The sequence below is a fragment of the Microbacterium californiense genome, assembly GCF_047246625.1.
Classification (GTDB): Bacteria; Actinomycetota; Actinomycetes; order Actinomycetales; family Microbacteriaceae; genus Microbacterium.
The window spans coordinates 414,130-433,816 of sequence record NZ_JBFOKQ010000001.1; the positions used below are offsets into that span (position 1 = coordinate 414,130).

General features: G+C 70.8%; 17 protein-coding genes. 4 read left to right on the forward strand and 13 right to left on the reverse strand.

The annotated features are described in order from the left end of the window. Window positions 1–138: 138 nt before the first annotated feature. Together AB3M82_RS02075 and AB3M82_RS02080 are read right to left on the reverse strand one after the other, a co-directional pair. Complete coding sequence (locus tag AB3M82_RS02075) at window positions 139–507, reverse strand: FKBP-type peptidyl-prolyl cis-trans isomerase (protein WP_412955327.1); 369 nt, start codon at window positions 505–507, stop codon at window positions 139–141. A gap of 214 nt (window positions 508–721) precedes the next feature. Continuing rightward, on the reverse strand, window positions 722–1,909 hold the full coding sequence (locus AB3M82_RS02080) for a PrsW family intramembrane metalloprotease (protein ID WP_412955328.1): 1,188 nt from the start codon (window positions 1,907–1,909) through the stop codon (window positions 722–724). Between the two features lie 267 nt (window positions 1,910–2,176). Between AB3M82_RS02080 and AB3M82_RS02085 the strand changes: the two genes are divergently transcribed. After that, window positions 2,177–3,046 carry a fumarylacetoacetate hydrolase family protein gene (locus AB3M82_RS02085; RefSeq protein WP_412955329.1) on the forward strand — a complete coding sequence of 290 codons (870 nt, stop codon included), beginning with the start codon at window positions 2,177–2,179 and terminating at the stop codon, window positions 3,044–3,046. A gap of 63 nt (window positions 3,047–3,109) precedes the next feature. On the opposite strand, the gene AB3M82_RS02090 is transcribed toward AB3M82_RS02085, so the two are convergent. The 4 genes from AB3M82_RS02090 to AB3M82_RS02105 all read right to left on the reverse strand — a co-directional run bounded on the left by AB3M82_RS02090 (window position 3,110) and on the right by AB3M82_RS02105 (window position 7,233). Then, on the reverse strand, window positions 3,110–4,570 hold the full coding sequence (locus tag AB3M82_RS02090) for an aspartate ammonia-lyase (protein WP_412955330.1): 1,461 nt from the start codon (window positions 4,568–4,570) through the stop codon (window positions 3,110–3,112). Between the two features lie 87 nt (window positions 4,571–4,657). Further along, entirely contained in the window at window positions 4,658–5,566 is a 909-nt protein-coding gene (locus tag AB3M82_RS02095; protein WP_412955331.1) for a phosphodiesterase, read from the reverse strand. A 33-nt stretch (window positions 5,567–5,599) separates the two neighbouring features. After that, window positions 5,600–5,935, reverse strand: a complete 336-nt coding sequence (locus tag AB3M82_RS02100; protein ID WP_412955332.1) for a peptidase — start codon at window positions 5,933–5,935, stop codon at window positions 5,600–5,602. Beyond that, window positions 5,932–7,233 carry an inorganic phosphate transporter gene (locus tag AB3M82_RS02105; protein ID WP_412955333.1) on the reverse strand — a complete coding sequence of 434 codons (1,302 nt, stop codon included), beginning with the start codon at window positions 7,231–7,233 and terminating at the stop codon, window positions 5,932–5,934. The genes AB3M82_RS02100 and AB3M82_RS02105 overlap by 4 nt, the downstream gene beginning before the upstream one ends. A gap of 155 nt (window positions 7,234–7,388) precedes the next feature. On the opposite strand from AB3M82_RS02105, the gene AB3M82_RS02110 reads away from it, so the two are divergent. Both AB3M82_RS02110 and AB3M82_RS02115 read left to right on the forward strand, forming a co-directional pair. After that, window positions 7,389–9,485: a S9 family peptidase gene (locus tag AB3M82_RS02110; RefSeq protein WP_412955334.1), complete on the forward strand. Its 2,097-nt coding sequence runs from the start codon at window positions 7,389–7,391 to the stop codon at window positions 9,483–9,485. 162 nt (window positions 9,486–9,647) lie between these two features. Continuing rightward, entirely contained in the window at window positions 9,648–10,016 is a 369-nt protein-coding gene (locus AB3M82_RS02115) for a hypothetical protein (protein ID WP_412955335.1), read from the forward strand. Window positions 10,017–10,124: 108 nt separating this feature from the next. Here AB3M82_RS02115 and AB3M82_RS02120 read toward each other — a convergent pair whose 3' ends face one another. The 6 genes from AB3M82_RS02120 to truB form a co-directional block, all read right to left on the reverse strand. Further along, window positions 10,125–11,153 (reverse strand): 6-phosphofructokinase, encoded by a 1,029-nt coding sequence (locus tag AB3M82_RS02120; RefSeq protein WP_412955336.1) that lies wholly within the window; start codon window positions 11,151–11,153, stop codon window positions 10,125–10,127. Window positions 11,154–11,346: 193 nt separating this feature from the next. Further along, on the reverse strand, window positions 11,347–13,503 hold the full coding sequence (locus tag AB3M82_RS02125; protein ID WP_412955337.1) for a DEAD/DEAH box helicase: 2,157 nt from the start codon (window positions 13,501–13,503) through the stop codon (window positions 11,347–11,349). Window positions 13,504–13,712: 209 nt separating this feature from the next. Further along, window positions 13,713–14,666 (reverse strand): bifunctional riboflavin kinase/FAD synthetase, encoded by a 954-nt coding sequence (locus AB3M82_RS02130; RefSeq protein ID WP_412955338.1) that lies wholly within the window; start codon window positions 14,664–14,666, stop codon window positions 13,713–13,715. Then, window positions 14,663–15,079 carry a hypothetical protein gene (locus AB3M82_RS02135; RefSeq protein ID WP_412957986.1) on the reverse strand — a complete coding sequence of 139 codons (417 nt, stop codon included), beginning with the start codon at window positions 15,077–15,079 and terminating at the stop codon, window positions 14,663–14,665. Before AB3M82_RS02135 ends, AB3M82_RS02130 begins: the two co-directional genes overlap by 4 nt. Window positions 15,080–15,164: 85 nt before the next feature. Further along, entirely contained in the window at window positions 15,165–15,533 is a 369-nt protein-coding gene (locus AB3M82_RS02140) for a hypothetical protein (RefSeq protein ID WP_412955339.1), read from the reverse strand. Beyond that, window positions 15,530–16,423 (reverse strand): tRNA pseudouridine(55) synthase TruB, encoded by an 894-nt coding sequence (truB, locus tag AB3M82_RS02145; protein WP_412955340.1) that lies wholly within the window; start codon window positions 16,421–16,423, stop codon window positions 15,530–15,532. Before truB ends, AB3M82_RS02140 begins: the two co-directional genes overlap by 4 nt. Before the next feature lie 127 nt (window positions 16,424–16,550). Here truB and AB3M82_RS02150 point away from each other — a divergent pair, with 127 nt between their 5' ends. Continuing rightward, window positions 16,551–17,441, forward strand: a complete 891-nt coding sequence (locus tag AB3M82_RS02150) for an HhH-GPD family protein (RefSeq protein WP_412957987.1) — start codon at window positions 16,551–16,553, stop codon at window positions 17,439–17,441. Between the two features lie 3 nt (window positions 17,442–17,444). Here AB3M82_RS02150 and AB3M82_RS02155 read toward each other — a convergent pair whose 3' ends face one another. Next, a complete protein-coding gene (locus AB3M82_RS02155; protein WP_412955341.1) occupies window positions 17,445–19,562 on the reverse strand; it encodes a helix-turn-helix transcriptional regulator in 2,118 nt (705 codons plus the stop codon). Between the last annotated feature and the right edge of the window lie 125 nt (window positions 19,563–19,687).

The window sequence follows — 19,687 nt, forward strand, 5'->3', positions numbered from 1 at the left end:
GGGACGGGGGCCGCATCTGCGGCGACAGGGATAGGAACCCTGCCTCGTGAAGATATATTCCCATGAATACGAATTGACAGCGAAACGAGGAAGACGCCCCTCCCCCGGAAGGGGACGGGGCGTCTCGATGACGGGGTCTCAGTCGACCGCGACGAGATCGATGATGAAGATCAGCGTCTTGCCTGAGAGGAAGTGCCCGCCTCCTGCGGGACCGTAGGCGAGGTGCGGCGGGATCACCAGCTCGCGGCGGCCGCCGACCTTCATGCCGGGGATGCCGTCCTGCCAGCCCTGGATCAGGCCGCGGAGCGGGAACTGGATGGTCTCGCCCCGACCCCAGGAGGAGTCGAACTCCTCGCCGGAGTCGAACTCCACGCCGGCGTAGTGGACGGTGACGGTGTCGCCGGGCTTCGCCTCGGTGCCGTCGCCTTCGATGATGTCGCGGATGACCAGCTCCGTCGGGGCGGGGCCGGTGGGGGCGTCGAACTCGGGCTTTGTGCGATCAGTCATGCATCCAGTCAACCCGAGCCGCACGGAGCGGGTCAACGGCCGCGCACCTGCTCACAGCGAACACCGGCTCGACGGGACGGCGACCAGCGATCCCGGTCTTGACACGTCTGCGAGGCGGGTGCACGCTGGGGGAAGACCAACTCAGCGCCCGGTAGACATGCAGGCATCGCCGCAGCACCGGGCGCTGAGTGTTTTCACCGGCATCCGCCTCGGCTCAGTACGCGAGCAGCGCCGCACGCGTCGCGCGGGTGCGGATGAGCAGGGCCCGCTCGTCCTCCGCCGCGAGCGGGTCGCGACCCGTGATGGCGCGCTGACGCACCGAGGCCAGCGTCGTGGCGTCCTTGATGAACTCGCGCATCAGCGGGCGGCGGTCGCCGCGCAGCCGGGACGCCCAGGCCATCCCCACCTTGCGTCCGGCCGGCGTCGCCAGCATCGTGACCTCCTCGGGGGTGAACCAGCCGGCCGCGGCGTAGTCCCCGAGCCGGGCACGCGTCAGGCGCGATTCCTCCCGCCGCAGCGCGATGATGCCGATGATGAACCCGACGAACAGCGGTACCTGGAGGGTGAAGTACAGCGCGAAGAAGTCGGCGAACGTCGCCGAGCCGTTCCAGAGCGCGTGCAGGAGGATCGCGCCGATCAGGCCGAGCAGCCCGGCCCCGAGCGCGGCCCCTGCCGAGGCGTGCCGACGGGCCGCGAGACCGATCGCGAACCCGGTGAGCGAGGTGAACATGGCGTGCGCGAACGGCGACAGCAGGGCGCGCACCACGAAGGTGACCGTCAGCTGCCCGCCGCCGCCCTCGATGAGGCTGATGGCGAAGTACTGGATGTTCTCGGTGAAGGCGAATCCGGCGCCGACGAGCGCGCCGTAGACGACGCCGTCGATCGGACCGTCGAAGGCGCGCCGCGCCACCAGGAAGACGAGGAAGACGCCGAGCCCCTTCCAGAACTCCTCGACGATGGGCGCCTGCACCACGGCGGACACCGCGTCGTCGCGCAGTCCCACGGCGAGCGTCAGGACGAGGTCGGAGAGCAGCGTGAGTCCGACGGCGGCGACGGCACCCCAGGCGATCGCGAAGATGACCAGGCTCTTCGGCTCGGGCTCCCACCGATCGATCATCCGCACGCCGAGGAAGACGATCGTCAGCGGGATGAGGGCGAGGAGCAGGCCGATGACGGACGCCGAGGGGCCGAGCGCCCAGCCGAAGTAGCCGATCAGCGCCAGCAGTAGGAACCCCAGGAAGCCGAACAGCCACAGGGAGACGCTGCGGCCCTTCTTCGTGGGCACCGGCAGCGCGGGCAGCGCCTCGGCAGGAGACGGCGCGGCGGGCGCGGGGGGCGTGTAGTGCGTGGGCTGCGCCAGAGCGGAGGCGTAGGACGGCGGACGGGAGAACCGATCCGGCATGTACGGCGACTGCGAGTACTGCTGAGGCGAGTACTGCCGAGGGGAACCCTGGGGGGCCCGCGGCTGCGCGGGCGGAGGCGCATACTGCGGGGCCGGTGGCTGCGCCGGCGACGGGGCGTGGCGAGGCGCGGGCGGCGGCGTGTAGGGCGACGGCTCCTGCGGCTGGGACGGTCCTCCGGAACTCATACCCCGAGCATATGGGCCGAGACCGGCCCCGTACCTGCCGCGCGCTCGGGGTTGCACGCGCGCACCGGGTACCGTAGAAGCATGCGGTTCGCTCATCTGCGCCGTCCCGATTCCCCTGGTGCGGTTCTCGCCGTGGTGGAAGACGGCGACGCCATCCTCGTCTCAGACCTTCTCGCCGACGCTCCCCCGACGCTGCAGCACCTCATCGAACGCGGTGAGGAGGGGCTCTCCGCCCTTCGCGACGCGCTGTCGGAGGGCTCCGCGACCCGGCATCCACTCACCGGCTGGTCGTTCGACTCCGCCGTCCTCGCACCCCCGGCCGTGCTGGCCGTCGGACTCAACTACGCGGCGCACTCGAGCGAGCTCGGGCTCAAGACCGACTCCGCCCCCACCGTGTTCACCCTCTGGCCCAACTCTCTCGCCGGGCATCAGCAGACCACCTCCTGGCCCCGGAGCCTCAGCGAGGCGGTCGACTACGAGGCGGAGCTCGGCGTGCTCATCGGCACGCCCGCGAAGGACGTCTCGGTCGCCGACGCGCTCGATCACGTCTGGGGCTACACGGTGGTGAACGACATCACGGCACGCAACATCCAGTTCGCCGAGGCGCAGTGGTCGCGCTGCAAGTCCTTCGACGGCTTCACGCCGACCGGCCCGTTCGCGGTCACCGCCGACGAGATCGCCGACCCGCAGGACCTGCACATCTGGACCGTCGTCGACGGGCACACCGTGCAGGATGCGACGACCGGTCAGATGGTGCGCTCGGTGGCCACCCTGATCGCGCACCTGTCGCAATCCCTCACGCTGCTTCCGGGAACGCTCATCTCCACGGGAAGCCCGGGCGGAGCCGGCTACTCGCGGGACCCGCAGATCTTCCTCCGCGACCGTTCGACCGTGACGGTCGGCATCGACGGGCTCGGGGAGCTGACCACGCACTGCCGCATCATCGACTGACCGTCCACCGGCTGGGACGAAAGAAGGGCGGATGCTGCGGCGTCCGCCCTTCTCGTCTGCCGATCAGATCTCGATCAGGTCGTCCGCCGGGATGATCGGGATCGCCGCCGTCACCGCTTCGAGACCCGAGAGCCGCGCGGGCGAGAGCTGCTTGGTCACCTCGTCGCGCGACATGAGCCCCGCCTCGACCACGAGATCGGCCACGTTCCGGTTGGTCAGCAGCGCCGTCTTCGCGAGGGCGGCCGCGGCCGCATACCCGATGAACGGCGTGAGCGCCGTGATCACGCCGACCGAGGCGCCCACCATGGTGCCCAGCCGGTCGCGGTTGGCGGTGATGCCCTCGACGCAGTTGACGCGAAGGGTCCACATCGCCTGACGCATCCACGTGATCGACTGGAAGATGGAGTGCGCGATCACCGGTTCGAACGCGTTCAGCTGGAGCTGCCCGCCCTCGACCGCCATCGTCACGGTCATGTCGGCGCCCACCACCGCGAAGGCGACCTGGTTCACGACCTCCGGGATCACCGGGTTCACCTTGCCGGGCATGATGCTGGAGCCGGCCTGGCGGGCGGGGAGGTTGATCTCGCCGAGTCCGGCCTGGGGCCCCGAGGAGAGCAGGCGCAGGTCGTTGCAGATCTTCGAGAGCTTGATCGCGTTGCGCTTGAGCGACGACGAGAACGACATGAAGGAGCCGGTGTCGCTCGTCGACTCGACGAGGTCGCTCGCGGTCTCCAGGTCGAGCCCCGTGATCTCGCGCAGGTGGCGCAGCACCGCGGGGGCGTAGTCCGGGTGAGTCGTGATGCCGGTGCCGATTGCAGTGGCACCCATGTTGATCTCGAACATCAGCGACGCGTTCTCGGTGAGCCGGCTATGGTCTTCGCCCAGCGTCGTGGCGAACCCGTGGAACTCCTGCCCGAGCGTCATCGGCACGGCATCCTGAAGCTGCGTGCGGCCGACCTTGAGCACGTCGTGGAACTCGGCGGCCTTCGACAGGAACGACAGCCGCAGCAGGTCCAGCTCCTCGAGCAGCGAGTGCAGCGTCAGCGAGAGGCCGATCTTGACGGCGGTCGGGTAGACGTCGTTCGTCGACTGGCTGCGGTTGGTGTGGTCGATCGGCGAGAGGAACTCGTAGTCGCCCTTCTCGCGTCCCGCCATCTCGAGCGCGATGTTGGTGATGACCTCGTTGGCGTTCATGTTCGTCGAGGTGCCAGCGCCGCCCTGGATGACACCGACCGTGAACTGGTCGTGGAACTCGCCGTCGATCACGCGCTGCGCGGCGCGCTCGATGAGTCCGGCGCGTTCGGCGTCGAGAACGCCGATCTCGCGGTTCGCCCGTGCGCTCGCCTGCTTCACCATGGCGAGAGCGCGGATGAGGTCGGGATACACCGAGATCGGGCGCTTCGTGATCGGGAAGTTCGCGTCCGCCCGGGCGGTATGGATGCCCCAGTACGCGTCGGCGGGGATCTCCATGCTTCCGAGGGAATCGGTCTCTGTGCGGGTAGGTGCTGGCGCGGCAGGAGCCATGTCACATCCTTGTGGGTCGTGGCGGGTACGGAAGGTGGGGGATGCGATCAGTCTACGCCGTGAGCCGCTTCGTCCCTGGGGGGCGCCTCAGCGGGTCGGCTTGCGGGAGAACGCCTCCAGGCGCTCCTCCGGGCTCAGCCGGGCCATGGCGTCGAGCCACTCCTCCGAGAAGTAATCGCCGCTCTCGGCCTCGACGACCGGCACCACCGTGTGCGTGATCGTGTCGGGGTAGACATGCACGAGCTGGAACGCCTGGGCGGCATCCATCCCGTTGACCTCGGCGGCGGGACGCGAGACGTCCATCGTGTAGCAGGTCGCCGACGAGACGCTCACGGGCACGCCCGCGAAGGAGCCCGAGGCCGAGTAGTGGAGGTGCCCGGCCAGGATGCCGCGGACGTCGCTCCCCCGGATCACGGCCGCGAGCTCGTCCTGATGACGCAGCTCGAGGATGTCGAACAGAGGCAGGTGGCTCGGGAGGGGCGGATGGTGCATCGCGAGCAGAGTGCCGTGCGGGGCCGGGCTCTCCAGCTGCTCGGCCAGCCAGGCGAGCTGCTGCGCGTCGAGATCTCCGTGGTGCCACCCGGGCACCGACGTGTCGAGGGCGATGAGCCGCAGTCCGTCGAGATCCCAGACCCCCGTGACCGGCTCCTCGGTCGCGGGGCCGCCGAGCAGCTCGCGACGGAGCGCCGGTCGCTCGTCGTGGTTGCCCGCCACCCACACGACCGGCGCGCCCATCTCGTCGGCGACCGGCTCGATGGCGGCCCGCAGACGCCGGTACGCATCCGGCTCGCCCAGGTCGGTCAGGTCACCCGTGAGGACGATCGCCGCGGGCGACGGGTGGATCCCTCGGATCGCCTCCAGGGTGCGGGAGAACGAATCCTCCACGTCGTAGCGGCCGCCGAGCCGGGCCCCTCCCGCGAGGAAGTGCGGATCGCTCACGTGGATGATCGTGTGCGATGCCGGCTCGTGCCGACCGAACGCGTAGGGACCGGGCATGGGCCCAGCCTACGACGCCGGGCCGACCCGACCTCAGTGCCCCGCGACGATGATGTAGATCCCGGCGACCACCGCGAGCGCGCAGAGGGCGAAGCACCCGTAGGCGCCGACGAGGGCGAGACGCTTCTGGCCCGCGGTGAGGGGGCTCTTGCGAGCGGCCTTCGCCGCGCGCTTCTCCGCCCGACGCAGATCCTTCTCCGTGATGACCGTGATCGCGTCCGTGAACTCGGCCGGGCTCACGACCGGGGCATGGCCGCTGCGAACCAGCAGCCGCAGCCCCAGGGCGTAGAAGGTCACGATCGCGACGGCGCCGATCAGGGCCGCGGCGAACACCTGGAGGAAGGCGAACCAGTCGATGGAGACGGTCATTCGCTCGTGCCCTTCTTCGCGTCGGACCTCGCCTGAGCGTCCGCCTTCGTCCGCGCTTTGGCATCGGCCTTCGCCTGCTGACGGGCCTTCGCCTCGGCCTTGGCCTGCTCGACGCGCAGCTGTCGGCGCGTCGGAGGCGGCGTGTCGGGAAGCTCGACGGCGAGACCCGACTCTGCCACGTCGCTCATGGCGTTGGCGTGCGTGACCGCATCCTTCCGGGAGCGGAGGAACAGGCCGAGGATGATCGCGAGGGCGAGGACCGCATCGATCGCGATGCCCCAGTTGCCGAGCCAGAGGGCGATGAGCGCCGCCAGCGCCCCCACCGCTCCGGCGGCCGGCAGCGTGAGCAGCCAGCCGATCGCGATGCGCCCCGCGGTCCGCCACCGGACCGTCGAGCCGCGTCGCCCCAGTCCGGAGCCGATGACCGAGCCGGAGGCGACCTGCGTGGTGGAGAGCGCGAAGCCGAAGGCGCTCGACGCGAGGATCGTGGCGGAGGTGGCGCTCTCGGCCGAGAAGCCCTGCGCGGGCTTGACCTCGGTGAGGCCCTTGCCCAGGGTCCGGATGATTCGCCAGCCGCCGAGGTACGTGCCGAGGGCGATCGTCACGGCGCAGGCGACGATGACCCAGATGTGGGGATCCGCCTGATCGGCGTTCTGCCAGCCGACCGTGATCAGCGCGAGGGTGATGACGCCCATCGTCTTCTGGGCGTCGTTCGTGCCGTGGGCGAGGGCGACGAGAGAGGACGTGAAGATCTGACCCCAGCGGAAGCCGTCGCGTCCGTCCGGCTTGCGGTCGTACCGGCGCGTGATCGAATACGCGGCCTTCGTGGCGACAAAGGCGATGATACCCGCCGTGAGAGGGGCGATCAGCGCGGGCAGGATGATCTTCGACAGCACCATCCCGAAGTCGATGCCTTGCACGCCCACCCCCACCAGCGTGGCGCCGATGAGTCCGCCGAACAGCGCGTGCGACGAGCTGGACGGGAGTCCCAGCAGCCAGGTCAGCATGTTCCAGGTGATCGCGCCGATCAGCCCGGCGAAGATCATGGGCAGGAAGACCGCCGCCTGGATCCCCTCCTCGTGGATGATCCCGTGCGAGACGGTCTTGGAGACCTCGGTCGAGAGGAAGGCGCCGACAAGGTTCAGCACGGCGGCGAGCAGCACCGCGGTCTTGGGCTTCAGAGCGCCCGTGGCGATGGGCGTCGCCATCGCGTTCGCCGTGTCGTGGAATCCGTTAGTGAAGTCGAAGAAGAGTGCCAGCAGGATCACCAGCACGACGATGAGGGCTGCGGTTTCCACCGTTCGCTTTCGGTCGTTGAGGAAGAGGGAGATGTCGACGGGATCGACGTGATGAACGAAGAGTTCACCGTGGGTTTTACTTCCGTTTACCGGCCCCGTTGAATCCTCCCACCCTGTCCCGTGCCGGTCAACTCGACCTGGGATAGCGTGGAGCGGTGACCCAGGCCCCGATCGCAGACCGACGCCCGACCCCCCGCACGCATCACGGCGACACGTTCCAGGACCCGTACGAGTGGCTCCGCGAGAAGGACGCGCCCGAGGTGATCGCGCACCTGCAGGCCGAGAACGCCCACACCGAGGAGGCCACCTCCCACCTCGCCGGCCTGCGCGAGACCCTGTTCCAGGAGATCAAGGGCCGCGTCCAGGAGACCGACCTCTCGGTGCCCACGCGCCGCGGCGACTGGTGGTACTACAGCCGCACCGAGGAGGGTTCCCAATACGCCATCCACTGCCGGGCGGCCGCCTCTCCCGACGACTGGACGCCTCCGGTGCTCTCCCCCGGCGTCCCGGTCCCGGGCGAGACCGTTCTGCTCGACGGCAACGTCGAGGCCGAGGGCCACGAGTTCTTCTCGCTCGGCGCGTTCGACACCACCGACGACGCGACCCGGCTGCTGTGGTCGACGGACCACGAAGGCGACGAGCTCTACACCGTGCGGGTGAAGGACCTGACGACCGGTGAGACCCTGCCGGACGAGATCCCGAACACGGGCGGCGCCTTCTTCACCCCCGACGGCACGGCCGTCCTGTACACCACCCGCGACGACGCCTGGCGGCCCGACACCCTCTGGCTGCACCGGCTCGGGACGCCGGTCGACGACGACGTCCGCCTGTTCCACGAGCCGGACGAGAAGTTCTGGCTGGGTGCCGGCATCACCCGCAGCCGCCGGTACCTCGTCATCGGCGTCGGCTCCAGCATCACCAGCGAGGAGCACCTCGTCGACCTGCGCGACGGGGTGACCTCCGAGGCGAAGGTCGTCTGGCCACGCAAGGAGGACGTCGAGTACTCCCTGGAGCACGCGGTCGTCGACGGCGAGGACCGCCTGCTCATCCTGCACAACGACGACGCCCTCGACTTCGAGCTCGTGTCGGTCCCCGCCGACGACCCGCGCGGCGCCCGTCGCACGATCCTCCCCCATGAGCCCGGCCGGCGACTGCTCGGCGTGGACGCCTTCCGCGACTTCGCCACCGTCGAGTACCGGTCCGAGGGCCTCGAGCGCGTCGGCCTCCTGGACTACTCGACGGATGCCGTGGAGGACATCGCCTTCGACGAGCCGCTGTACTCGGCGGGGGTGGGCGGCAACCCCGAGTGGCACTCGCCCTTCCTCCGTCTGGGCTACGCGTCGTTCGTCAGGCCGGGGACGGTGTACGACCTCGACCTCTCCACCCGGGAGCTCGTCCTGCGCAAGCGGGTCCCGGTGCTGGGCGGCTACGACGCCGATGCCTACGGTCAGGAGCGGGCCTGGGCGACCGCCGAGGACGGCACCCGCGTTCCGATCTCCCTCGTCTGGAAGAAGGAGTTCGGCGCTCCCGGAGACGCCGTGCGCCCCGTGCACCTGTACGGATACGGCTCGTACGAGCACTCGATCGACCCCGGCTTCTCGGTCGCCCGCCTGTCGGAGCTGGACCGCGGGGTCGTCTTCGCGGTCGCGCACGTCCGGGGCGGCGGCGAGATGGGACGGCAGTGGTACGAGGACGGGAAGCTGCTGCACAAGCGCAACACCTTCACCGACTTCGTCGCCTGCGCCCAGCACCTCGTGTCGACGGGAGTCACCTCCCCCGACCGCCTGGTCGCCGAGGGCGGCAGCGCCGGCGGGCTCCTCATGGGCGCGGTCGCGAACCTCGCGCCGGAGCTCTTCGCGGGTGTGCTCGCCGCGGTGCCCTTCGTCGACGCGCTGACGACGATCCTCGACCCGTCCCTCCCGCTCACTGTCATCGAGTGGGACGAGTGGGGCGATCCCCTGCACGACCGCGAGATCTACGCCTACATGAAGTCGTACTCGCCGTACGAGAACGTGCGCGAGGGGGTGCGGTACCCGCGCATCCTCGCCGTGACATCGCTCAACGACTCGCGCGTGCACTACGTCGAACCGGCGAAGTGGGTGGCGCGGCTCCGGGAGGCCGGCGCGGCCGACGTGCTGCTCAAGTGCGAGATGGTCGCGGGGCACGGCGGCGTCAGCGGTCGCTACAACTCGTGGCGCGAGCGGGCGTTCGAGATGGCCTGGATCCTCGACACCCTCGGCGTCGCGGACTGAGCGGCCCCAGGCGACGCAGCGGGATCAGGCGATGGGGTGAGATCAGGCGGATCTTCCCGGCATCCGCCTGATCCCGCGTGATCGCCTGATGCCGCGTGATCGCCTGATCTCACTGCAAGCGCAGCCGCGCTCCTCGGATGGTGGACCGTTCCGACGGATTCCGTGCACGTCGCCCTCCCCCACTCCGCGTCGCGGTTCGACCCGGACGGCGTGCGGGTGCATCGTGCCCGCGGACCGGTGCCGGTCCCCCGCTTCGCCACGGACGAGCATCCGCTCAACGTCCTGTTCCCTGTCGCCCGGTGCCTGCCCCGTCCCGACGCTCTCGCAATCTGGGAGGCGGCGGTCCGCAGGGACGCGGTCGATCTCGACGTGATCGAGCGCGTCGCCTGGCGCTCGGAGCGGGCGGCTGCCCTCGCCGCCCTCCGCGACTACACGGTCCTGCGCTTCGACTACCAGCAGATCATGCACGACTCCGCCTCCGTCCGCGCGACTATCCTCGACGCCGTAGCCCAGGGACTGCATCTGGCCTGAGGTCCGGCTCCGTGCCACGAGAACAGGCGGATGGGCCGCACCAGGCCGATCCGCCCCGGAATCGCCTGATCTCCGGGGATCGCCTGATCCCGGAGGGCGCGACGGCTCTCAGCCGAAGAGAGCCGCCGCCTCGTCGTACCGGCTGCGCGGCACGGTGTTGAGCTCGCCGAGCGCTTCGGCGAACGGGACCTCGACGATGTCGGTGCCGCGGAGCGCGACCATCCGCCCCCACGCCTCGGCGACCAGGGAATCCGCGGCCTGCAGGCCCAGGCGGGTCGCGAGCACGCGATCGAAGGCCGACGGCGAGCCGCCGCGCTGGATGTGGCCGAGCACCGTCGAGCGCGTCTCGATGCCCGTGATGCGCTCGATCTCGGGAGCGAGGACCTCGCTGATCCCGCCCAGACGCGGGCGGTTGAAGGCGTCGAGGCCCTTGTCGCTGTAGGCGGTCTCCATGCCCTTGAGCGTGAAGCCCTCCGAGACGACGACCAGCGGAGCGCGGCCGCGGTCGTGGGCGCTGGACACGAGATCGGTGATCTCCTCGATGGACATCGGAACCTCGGGGATGCAGATCACGTGGGCGCCGGCGGCCATCCCGGCGTGCAGCGCGATCCAGCCGACGTGGCGGCCCATGACCTCGGCGACCATGCAGCGCTGATGCGAGTCTCCGGTGGTGCGCAGCCGGTCCATCGCGTCGGTCGCGATGTTGACCGCGGTGTCGAATCCGAACGAGTAGTCGGTGGCGCGCAGGTCGTTGTCGATGGTCTTGGGCACGCCCAGCACGTTGATGCCGTCGTTCGCCAGGCGGTTGGCCGCCGCGAGGGTGCCCTCTCCGCCGATCGCGAGGATGCCGTCGATGTTGTGCGCCGCGAGCGTCGCCGCGATGTTCTCCGCACCGCCGCGGGGACCCTCGTAGGGGTTCGTCCGGCTGGTGCCGAGGATGGTCCCGCCGACCTTCGAGAGGCCCTTGACCTCGTGGCGCGTGAGCGGGAAGAAGTCCGCGTCCACGACGCCGCGCCATCCGTCGCGGATGCCGACGAACTCCATGTCGTAGGTCGTGGTGCCCTTGAGCACGACGCCGCGGATGACTGCGTTGAGGCCGGGGCAGTCGCCGCCGCTCGTCAGGATGCCGATCTTCATGCTGCTGCCTTCAGACGTTCGGGGAAAAGGGGGACGGCGACGCTGCCTTCGATCGACCCTAGCGCTCTCCGGCGCATGCGCGCCATTCGAGGTGCCGAAAAGCGCGGATCTTGAACACTGTCTCCACCTGATTCGTCGAAGTTCCGCTTCAACACCTCGAATGAGCCGAAATCGCGATCAAGAACCGCGTAATTTAACGCCCGTTCGCCGCGCCCCCGAGCGCCTCCCGCAGGAGGTGCATGAGCGCCCCGAGCTGCACCGGCTCCGCCGCCGCCTCGTCGAGGACCTCCCCGTCGAGAGCGCGCGCGGCGAGACCCTGCTTCTGGTCGATCAGCTCCGCGATCTTCGTGTCGATCGTGTGCGCCGCGATGATGCGCCACGCGGTGACCGGCTCGTCCTGTCCGATGCGGTGCACGCGGTCGATCGCCTGCGTCTGCTCGGCGGCCGTCCACGACAGCTCGGCGAGCACCACGTTGGAGGCGGCCTGGAGGTTCAGGCCGACACCGGCGGCGGTCAGCGAGCATACCGCGATGCCGACCTCGGGATCGCCGTTGAAGTCGTCGATGGCCTGCTGGCGCACCGTGCCGCTCTGGTCGCCGCGGATGGACACCGAGCGGATCCCGGCGGAGGCGAAGTGGGCCTCCGCCTGATCCATGACGTCGATGTGCTTCGCGAAGAAGACCACCTTGCCGACGGATCGCTGCAGCTGGGCGGCGTAGTCCGCGGCGAGGTGCGCCTTGGCCTGGCCGATGCGCCGGACCATCGTGAACACGTTGTCGCCCGCGGTGCCCGCCGCCTTCGACTCCTCGAGCTCGTTCTGCGACACCAGGCGCACGATGTCGTCGTCGATCTCGCCGGGTGCCAGCCCCCGATCGCCGCGGGCCTCGATGATTCGGCGGTAGCGTGCGGCGAGCCGGTCCCCCAGCTCGCGCTCGGCCTGCCGGATGCTTCGGCCGAACTCGTCGTCCAGCTGGACGGGCAGGTCGGCGACGAGCTTGTCGGGCAGATCGGCCGCGACGTCCTTCTTCTTGCGCCGCACGATGCCCATCGAGATGACCGCGTCGCGCGCTTCCGGATAGAAGGCCTTGTCGGCCGGGGTGAACCCGGTGGCGTCGAGCTTCTCCATGAGCTCCGGTCCCGGCTTCTCGCCGGTCGTCCACCCGAGGAACCGCCAGATCGCGTCGAAGTCCTCGACGTCGTTGATCAGCGGGGTGCCCGTCAGCGCGAGCATGAGCGGTCGTCCGCCCGGGGTGCGCTCGCGCACGCGGGACGCGAGCGAGAGCACGTTCTGCGATCGCTGGGACGAGAGGTTCTTGATGAAGTGCGCCTCGTCGACGACCATGCCGCGGAGCCCGATCGAGGCGAGCCACGACAGGTGACGGTCGAGGATCTCGTAGTTCACGATGAAGATGTCCGCGAACGCGTCGATGTCGTCGCCGTCGCCCTGGATGACGGTCGCCCGGCGCTGCGGCGTCCACCGCTCCACCTCGCGTGCCCAGTTCATCTTGACGACGTTCGGAACGACGGCGAGCAGCGGGTAGGCGTCGGCGACCGAGGCCGCGAGGACCGACTGGGCGGTCTTGCCCAGGCCCGGCTCGTCGGCGAGCAGGAAGCTGCGGTGACCGGTGCGCACCGCCTCGAGGAAGCGCGACTGATGCACCATGACCTCGAGACCCTTGGGCGAGATGTGGTCCTGTTCCGGGGCCGGCGGGAGCTCCATGCTCGCGGCAGCGCCTCCGGCGCCCGTCTCGAACGCCTTGTAGAGCGGCCCCATCAGCTCCCAGCCGTCGAGCCGGCGGCGCGGGGTGGTCGTCGCGCGCGGGGTGAGGTCCGGGGCCAGGAACGGATTCGCGAGCTGCCGGGCCTCGACCGACGGCGGAGTGACCTGGCGCTCCGCGATGGCCGCGGGCACGACGGGCTCCTGCACGGGAGCGACGTCCGCGATGATGAGCTCCTCCGGCGCGAGCTCTGCACCGGACTCGAGCAGCCAGTCCCGCCGCATCCGCTTGGCCACCGGGGAGGTCGCCTGGTCCGCCTCGAGGAGCTGGATCAGCGAGGTGTCGCGCGCCGCGGTCTTGGCCAGGATCGTCGCCACGCCGTCGAGGCGCTTGAGCAGCTCGGCACGGGCGTTGTCGGCGATCTCGGCATCCGCCTTGACCCGCGCGCGCTCCTCGCGCACCAGGAAGGCGATCACCTGGAACTTGACCCTGTTGGTCGGTCCCAGCTTGCCCTTCTGCGACTTCGCCTCGATCTCGCGCACCTTGCGCGCGAGGATCGGGATGAGGGGCGCCTCGTCATCACGACGGGACGACTTCTTGCGCCGCGCTGCGGCGGTTGCCGTGGTCGGCATGCTCCTCCTGAGCCTGAAGGCCGGAGCACCCCAGGGGTTCCGGCGTTCTCGATGTCCGCGTGTGGCGTGAGCCAGGACCGTGCGGACGGCAGATCGTCGTTCCCCCCGGCGATGCGTGCAGCACGCACGAGATTCGGCGGGAACTGGTGCACAGTCTACGCCATCCGCGGCAACATCCGGCGGAGCGCGCGCCGCGGTCGACGGAGCTGTCAGTCCCGCGAGAGGCCGAGCACCCGCTCGGCATCCGCGACATCGGCGGCGATCTGCCGAGCGAGCTTCTCCATGCCCTCGAACGCGACCATCCCGCGCAGCCGCTCGGTGAACTCGACGGTGACGTCGTGGCCGTAGAGGTCCAGCCCGGTCTCCCCCAGCACGTGCGCCTCGACCTGGCGTTCGAGCACGTCGTCGAACGTCGGGTTGGTGCCGACGGAGATCGCGGCAGGATGACGGATCCCGGTGTCGTGATCCACGAGCCACCCCGCGTACACGCCGTCCGCCGGCACGAAGGCGTCGACGACCGCCGAGAGGTTGGCGGTCGGGAAGCCGAGCTCGCGGCCCCGCTTGAGTCCGTGGACCACCTCTCCCCGGACGTCCGGGGCGCGGCCCAGCACCCGGGCGGCGGCCGCGACGTCGCCCTCGAGCAGCAGCTCCCGGATCCAGGTGGACGAGACGCGTCGCTCGGAGCCGGGCAGGTACACGTCATCGATCACCTCGACCGTGAACCCGTACCGCGGCCCGAGTTCGCGCAGGAGGTCGGGCGTGCCCGCGCCGCGGTGCCCGAAGCGGAAGTCCGCCCCGACGAGCACCGTCGCCACCTTCAGCGCGCCGACGAGGATCTGCGAGACGAAGTCCTCCGCGCTCTCCGCCGCCAGCTTCTCGTCGAACGTGAGCAGCAGGGTCGCATCCAGGCCGAGCTCGCCGAGGAGCGCGATCTTGCGATCGACGGTGACGACGTTCTCGGGGCAGCGGTCGGGACGGATCACCGCCAGCGGGTTGCGGTCGAACGTGACGGCGACCGTCCGCAGGCCGCCCTCGGCAGCCCTCTCCTCGAGTCGCTCGATGACCGCGCGATGCCCGGCGTGGACGCCGTCGAACTTGCCGATGGCGACGGCGCTCGGCCCGAAGTCGCCGGGGATGTCGGCGAGATCGCGGAACACGATCACGCGCGCACCTCCGCCGACGGGACGGCCGCCTCGACGGCGGGACGGTGGGTCCGGAGCCACCAGATGCCGAACACGGGCAGCACGAGGGGGATGAACAGATATCCGCGCCCGAACAGCGACCACACCGTCTCGTGCTGGAACAGGTCGGGCAGCACGATGCTCAGCACTCCGACCACGAGGACGCCGGTCAGCTCGAACACGATGGCGACCCAGGCCACCGTGTACCACCCGCGACGACGGGCGAGCACGAGCGCGAGGGTGGCCAGGATGTACACGACCGCCGCGAGCGCCGACAGCGAGTACGCCAGCGGGGCCTCGTCGAACCGGCGGACGATCTGCACGAAGCTCCGGCCGGTCGCGGCGAGCGCCATGACGGCGTAGACGATCACGAGGACGCGACCGATCCCGGTCATCCGGGTGGAGGGGGCGGTGGTGCTCATAGCGCATTCCATCCTAGATGCGCCGCGAGGCTCTCACGGCCGACTCGATCCGTCGGAGTCAGGCCACCTGGATCGTCCAGATCACCTGCATGCGCCACATCATGACGGCGATGGCGACCGCGGCGACCCCGAGGATGACCGTGCTCCATCGGCTCCGCTCCATCAACGCCCACAGCACGGCCCCGATCGGCAGCAGCGCGGCGGAGACGAGATAGACCCAGTACTCGAGCAGGTCTCCGGTCGGGGGGTTGCCGACCAGTGGGGCGATGATCGCGACGACGACCTGGGCCAGCAGCAGCGCTTCGACGAGAGCGAGGGCGCCGACGGAGTAATCGCTCGGGCGGCGTCCGGCGAATCCCGCGATCAGGCAGAAGAGGCCGGCCGCGAGGGCGACGACGATCTGGAGGATCGTGAACCACAGGATCATCGTGCGGCCTCCAGCATGTTCATGGCGCTCTTGAGATCGCCCCCGCGCTTCTCGACGATGCCGATCAGCGCCGCCTCCGGATCGACGGCCGCCGCCAGAGCGCCGTCGAGTCTGTCGGCCTGGCCGAACAGCCGCTTGCCGTGTCGCAGGTCCTTCGCCTCGTCCGCGGTGACCGCGAGTACGGGCAGGACCCGCCCCGCCGCGTCGGCGGGGGTCAGCGTCGGCGCGCCCTCCAGCGCATCGATGGTCACGGCATCCGCGACGTCGAAGTCCCCGACGCGTGTGCGCCGCAGCGCCGTGAGGTGTCCTCCGACTCCGAGCGCCGCTCCGAGATCGCGCGCCAGCGAGCGGATGTAGGTGCCCGAGGAGCAGTCGACCACGACGTCCAGGTCACGGACGCCGTCGCCGTGACGTTCGGCGACCACCTCGAAGCGCGACACCGTCACGTCGCGGGCTGCGAGGACGACGTCCTCCCCCGCCCGGACCCGGTCGTAGGCCCGTCGTCCGTCGACCTTGATCGCGGAGACCGAGCTCGGCACCTGCGAGATGGCACCCGTGAGCGCGTGGATCCCTCGGGCGATTCCCGCCTCGGTCACGCTCGACCAGGCGTCGGCATCCGCCCGCGTGAGGATGTCGCCGTCGGCATCGTCCGTCGAGGTCGTCTCCCCCAGACGGATCGTCGCCTCATACGTCTTGTCGACGCCGACGATGTACGTGAGCAGGCGCGTAGCGCCCTCGATGCCGATCACGAGCAGCCCGGTCGCCATGGGATCGAGCGTGCCCGCGTGACCGACCTTGCGTGTGCCGAACGCTCGACGCGTCCGCGCGACCACGTCGTGGCTCGTCAGGCCTGCGGGCTTGTCGACGAGAAGAATGCCGGGCGAGACCATCCCCCCAGCCTACGCGGGCGCGGGGCTCCGCCCCGAATACCGCCGCTCCGTCCCGACACCCCGCCGACCGCTCCGCCGGTCGCGGGGCGCATCCGTCGCGCGCAGCGCCTAGGCTGTCCGAGTGCTCGTGAACTCCCCCGCTGCCGACCTCGCGGACGGTCTGGTGCCGTGGTATCGGGAACGGGCGCGCGACCTGCCGTGGCGCAGGCCGGCGTTTCACACGCAGTTCGGCGCCTGGGGCGTTCTCGTGAGCGAGTTCATGCTGCAGCAGACCCCGGTGGCGCGCGTCATCCCGCACCTCGAAGCGTGGTTGACGCGCTGGCCGACCGCCTCCGCACTCGCCTCCGCGACGCCGGCCGAGGTCGTGCAGCAGTGGGCGAATCTCGGATACCCGCGGCGTGCGCTGTGGCTCCACCGCGCCGCGATCGAGATCACGCAGCGGCACGGCGGGACCGTGCCCCGCGACGTCGAGGCGCTGCTGGCCCTGACGGGCATCGGCGACTACACCGCTCGGGCGGTCGCGGTCTTCGCCTACGGGGACCGCCATCCCGTGGTCGACACCAACACACGGCGCGTGCTGGCGCGTGCCGTCGAGGGCCGGGCGCATCCGGCGCCGCCGTCCCGCCGGGATCTCGTGCTCATGGAGTCCGTCCTGCCCGCTCCGGAGCGCGAGGCGGCACTGTTCAACGCCGCGGCCATGGAGCTGGGCGCGACGGTGTGCACGGCGCGGACGCCGGCCTGCGAGGACTGCCCCCTCCTGCGCACCTGCGCGTGGGTGGCGGCCGGTCGGCCTCCGACGGCGGACACCCGTCGGCGACAGGCCCGTTACGAAGGGTCGGATCGCCAGGCGCGGGGTGCGATCCTCCGCATGCTGCGGGACGCCGCGCCCGCATCCGTGTCGTTCGAGCTCCTGCTGCCCGAATGGCCGGATCCGGGCCAGCGCGACCGCGCCATCGACTCGCTCATCGCCGACGGGCTCGCCGAAGCCGGCGACGGCACCCTCGCGCTTCCGGCCTGAGCGTCAGGAGGGCAGCCCGACGCGGTGCGCGAGAACCGTCAACTCCACTCTGCTGCGCACCCCCACCTTCGCGAAGACCCTGCTCAGATGCACCTCGACGGTACGCACGGAGACCGACAGCGCGGCGGCGATCTCGCGGTTGCCCGCCCCCGACACGGCGGCCATCGCGACCTCGAGCTCGCGGCCGGTGAGTCGCGACGCCCACGCGGCACGACAGGCCGCGAGCGGATCGGCGACCGTAGACGACAGTCCCTCCTCAAGACGCGACAGCCGCTGCTCGACGAGACGGACCCACGCGTCGGCGCCGGCGAGCTCGAACAGGCTCCGTGCGCGACGCAGATGGGTGCGGGCGGAGGCCGGTTCGCTCCGCGTCGCCGCGCGCATCCCGATCATCGCCTCGATCCGCCCGCGGAGGAAGGGTGACCGGAGGGCGCGACTCGCGATCAGCACCTCGTCGCGTCGCCTCTCCCCGTCGTGGTCGGACATGAGAGCGAGGCGCTCCTGCAGCGACCGCGCCAGCGCCGTCTCCGGGGGTTCCGCCGGAGGCCGGGCCTCCCCGTGCCGGTGCCGGGCCGCGATCTCCGCGAGGCCGGGGACGCCGAAGAGCGTGCGCGGCGCACCGACGTCACCCCAGAGCCGTACATGGGCTTCGGCCGCCGCGTCGTCCCCTGCGAGGAAGGCGCGGATGCCGCGGTCCAGGAGGACGTCGATCCGGCGCGGTCCGGGCAGAGCGGCCGTGAGCGCCCGGGAGACCGGTCCGAGGTCGCCCCGCACGGCCAGGTCGAGACGCCGAGCCAGCACCACGCCGAGCCCCGCGAACGGCATCGCGACCGGAAGCTTCAACGCGGCCCGGAGGAGGCGGTCCCTCGCGGGTCCGATGTCCCCGCGCCACGACAGCAGCAGGGCGTGCGCGACAGCCTGATACGCACGCACCAGCGGACTGCGTTCGCAGCCCTTCACGAGCGCATCGGAGCCGCCGTCGAGGTTCGCGCCGTGCGCCAGCAGCCGGATGCCGCCGTCCACGTCGCCCTCCAGCGCAGTGCGGAGCGCCGCACGCAGCGTGCCGAACGGCCCGCCGTCCCGCCCGTCGACCCCATCGACCTCCCCCAGCAGGGTCCAGCTGAGTGCGACGGCGGGATCGCGCAGACCCGCCTCGACGCCCGCGGGCGACGACGCGTCGGTGAGCACGCTCAGCCACGCGCGCATCCCTCGCCGATCGCCCCGTTCCGCGCACAGGGGCGCTGCCAACGCCGCCGCGCGCGCCCACGCGTGCCAGAGTTCCGGGTCGGCCGTCGTCGGCCGGAAGGACTGCGGGTCGACGTCCGGGACCGTCCCCTGCAGGTGCGCCTGCGCGCAGAGCAGCCCGGGCAGGGCGAGGAGACGGCGGCGCTCCTCGCCGAGCGGGAACAGCGTTCCGAGCCAGGCGGTCGCGTCCATCGCGTATCCCGCCGTCACCGCGGCGATGCCCGCGGCCAGACGGGCGTCCTCGAGCGCCGCCCCCTTCGCGTGCGCCGCCGCCTCGCGGGCGATCATCAGCGCGCGGTCCGCGAGCCCGGCCTCCGACAGGTCCCCAGCGGCCCTGATCAGGGCGGGCGCGGCGGACGGTGCGCCGTTCATCGCCGCCCTGGCACGGTGCCAGTCGGCGTCCACGGTGCGCCCGCGGTCGACGAACACCGCGCGGAGGCGTTCATGAACCCGCGCGGCGTCCACCGCGGGCGTGGTGCCGTGGATCCAGATCCCGAGGCGCGGGTCGGCGAGCCGCACCTTCCCGGCGTGCATCGAGAGCTCTCGCCCCACGGGTCCGCCGGCGACCTCGGCGCCCGTGCGTCCGTCGAAGGCGAGGATCGGCTCCAGATCGTCCGACAGGGTGGTCTGGATAGCGAGAAGGAGATCGCGGTCACGGCGGGAGAACGCGTATCCCGAGTACTCCGCCGCGATCGAGGGCACGACCGGCAGGGGCGCAGGAAGCGCAAGCAGCCCTTGCCGCTGGCCTCGGGTCAGTCGTGCGGCGACCTCGCGGATCGTCGGGCCATGGGCCCCGAGCTCGGCGAGCAGGCGCGACACCACGTGCGGCGCGCAGGGGAGGTCGGCGGCGCGGAGGTCGTTGAGCAGCGTCTCCACCGCGGGCGCCGGGCCCGCGGACTCCTCGGACGCGAACGACCCGCCGATACCGCACCCCCTCTGCCGCGACGAGCCCTTCTCGCCCCGCAGAGGCTAACAACGCACGAGCGCGGTCCCGCCGGCCG

Bases quoted from the DNA above. Each gene is read 5' to 3' on its own strand.
- AB3M82_RS02120 (WP_412955336.1), bottom strand. From the start codon at position 11,153: ATGAAGATCGGCATCCTGACGAGCGGCGGCGACTGCCCCGGCCTCAAC.
- AB3M82_RS02075 (WP_412955327.1), bottom strand. From the start codon at position 507: ATGACTGATCGCACAAAGCCCGAGTTCGACGCCCCCACCGGCCCCGCC.
- AB3M82_RS02095 (WP_412955331.1), bottom strand. From the start codon at position 5,566: ATGCCCGGTCCCTACGCGTTCGGTCGGCACGAGCCGGCATCGCACACG.
- truB (WP_412955340.1), bottom strand. From the start codon at position 16,423: ATGGTCTCGCCCGGCATTCTTCTCGTCGACAAGCCCGCAGGCCTGACG.
- AB3M82_RS02090 (WP_412955330.1), bottom strand. From the start codon at position 4,570: ATGGCTCCTGCCGCGCCAGCACCTACCCGCACAGAGACCGATTCCCTC.
- AB3M82_RS02135 (WP_412957986.1), bottom strand. From the start codon at position 15,079: ATGACCGGGATCGGTCGCGTCCTCGTGATCGTCTACGCCGTCATGGCG.
- AB3M82_RS02140 (WP_412955339.1), bottom strand. From the start codon at position 15,533: ATGATCCTGTGGTTCACGATCCTCCAGATCGTCGTCGCCCTCGCGGCC.
- AB3M82_RS02085 (WP_412955329.1), top strand. From the start codon at position 2,177: ATGCGGTTCGCTCATCTGCGCCGTCCCGATTCCCCTGGTGCGGTTCTC.
- AB3M82_RS02100 (WP_412955332.1), bottom strand. From the start codon at position 5,935: ATGACCGTCTCCATCGACTGGTTCGCCTTCCTCCAGGTGTTCGCCGCG.
- AB3M82_RS02125 (WP_412955337.1), bottom strand. From the start codon at position 13,503: ATGCCGACCACGGCAACCGCCGCAGCGCGGCGCAAGAAGTCGTCCCGT.
- AB3M82_RS02080 (WP_412955328.1), bottom strand. From the start codon at position 1,909: ATGCCGGATCGGTTCTCCCGTCCGCCGTCCTACGCCTCCGCTCTGGCG.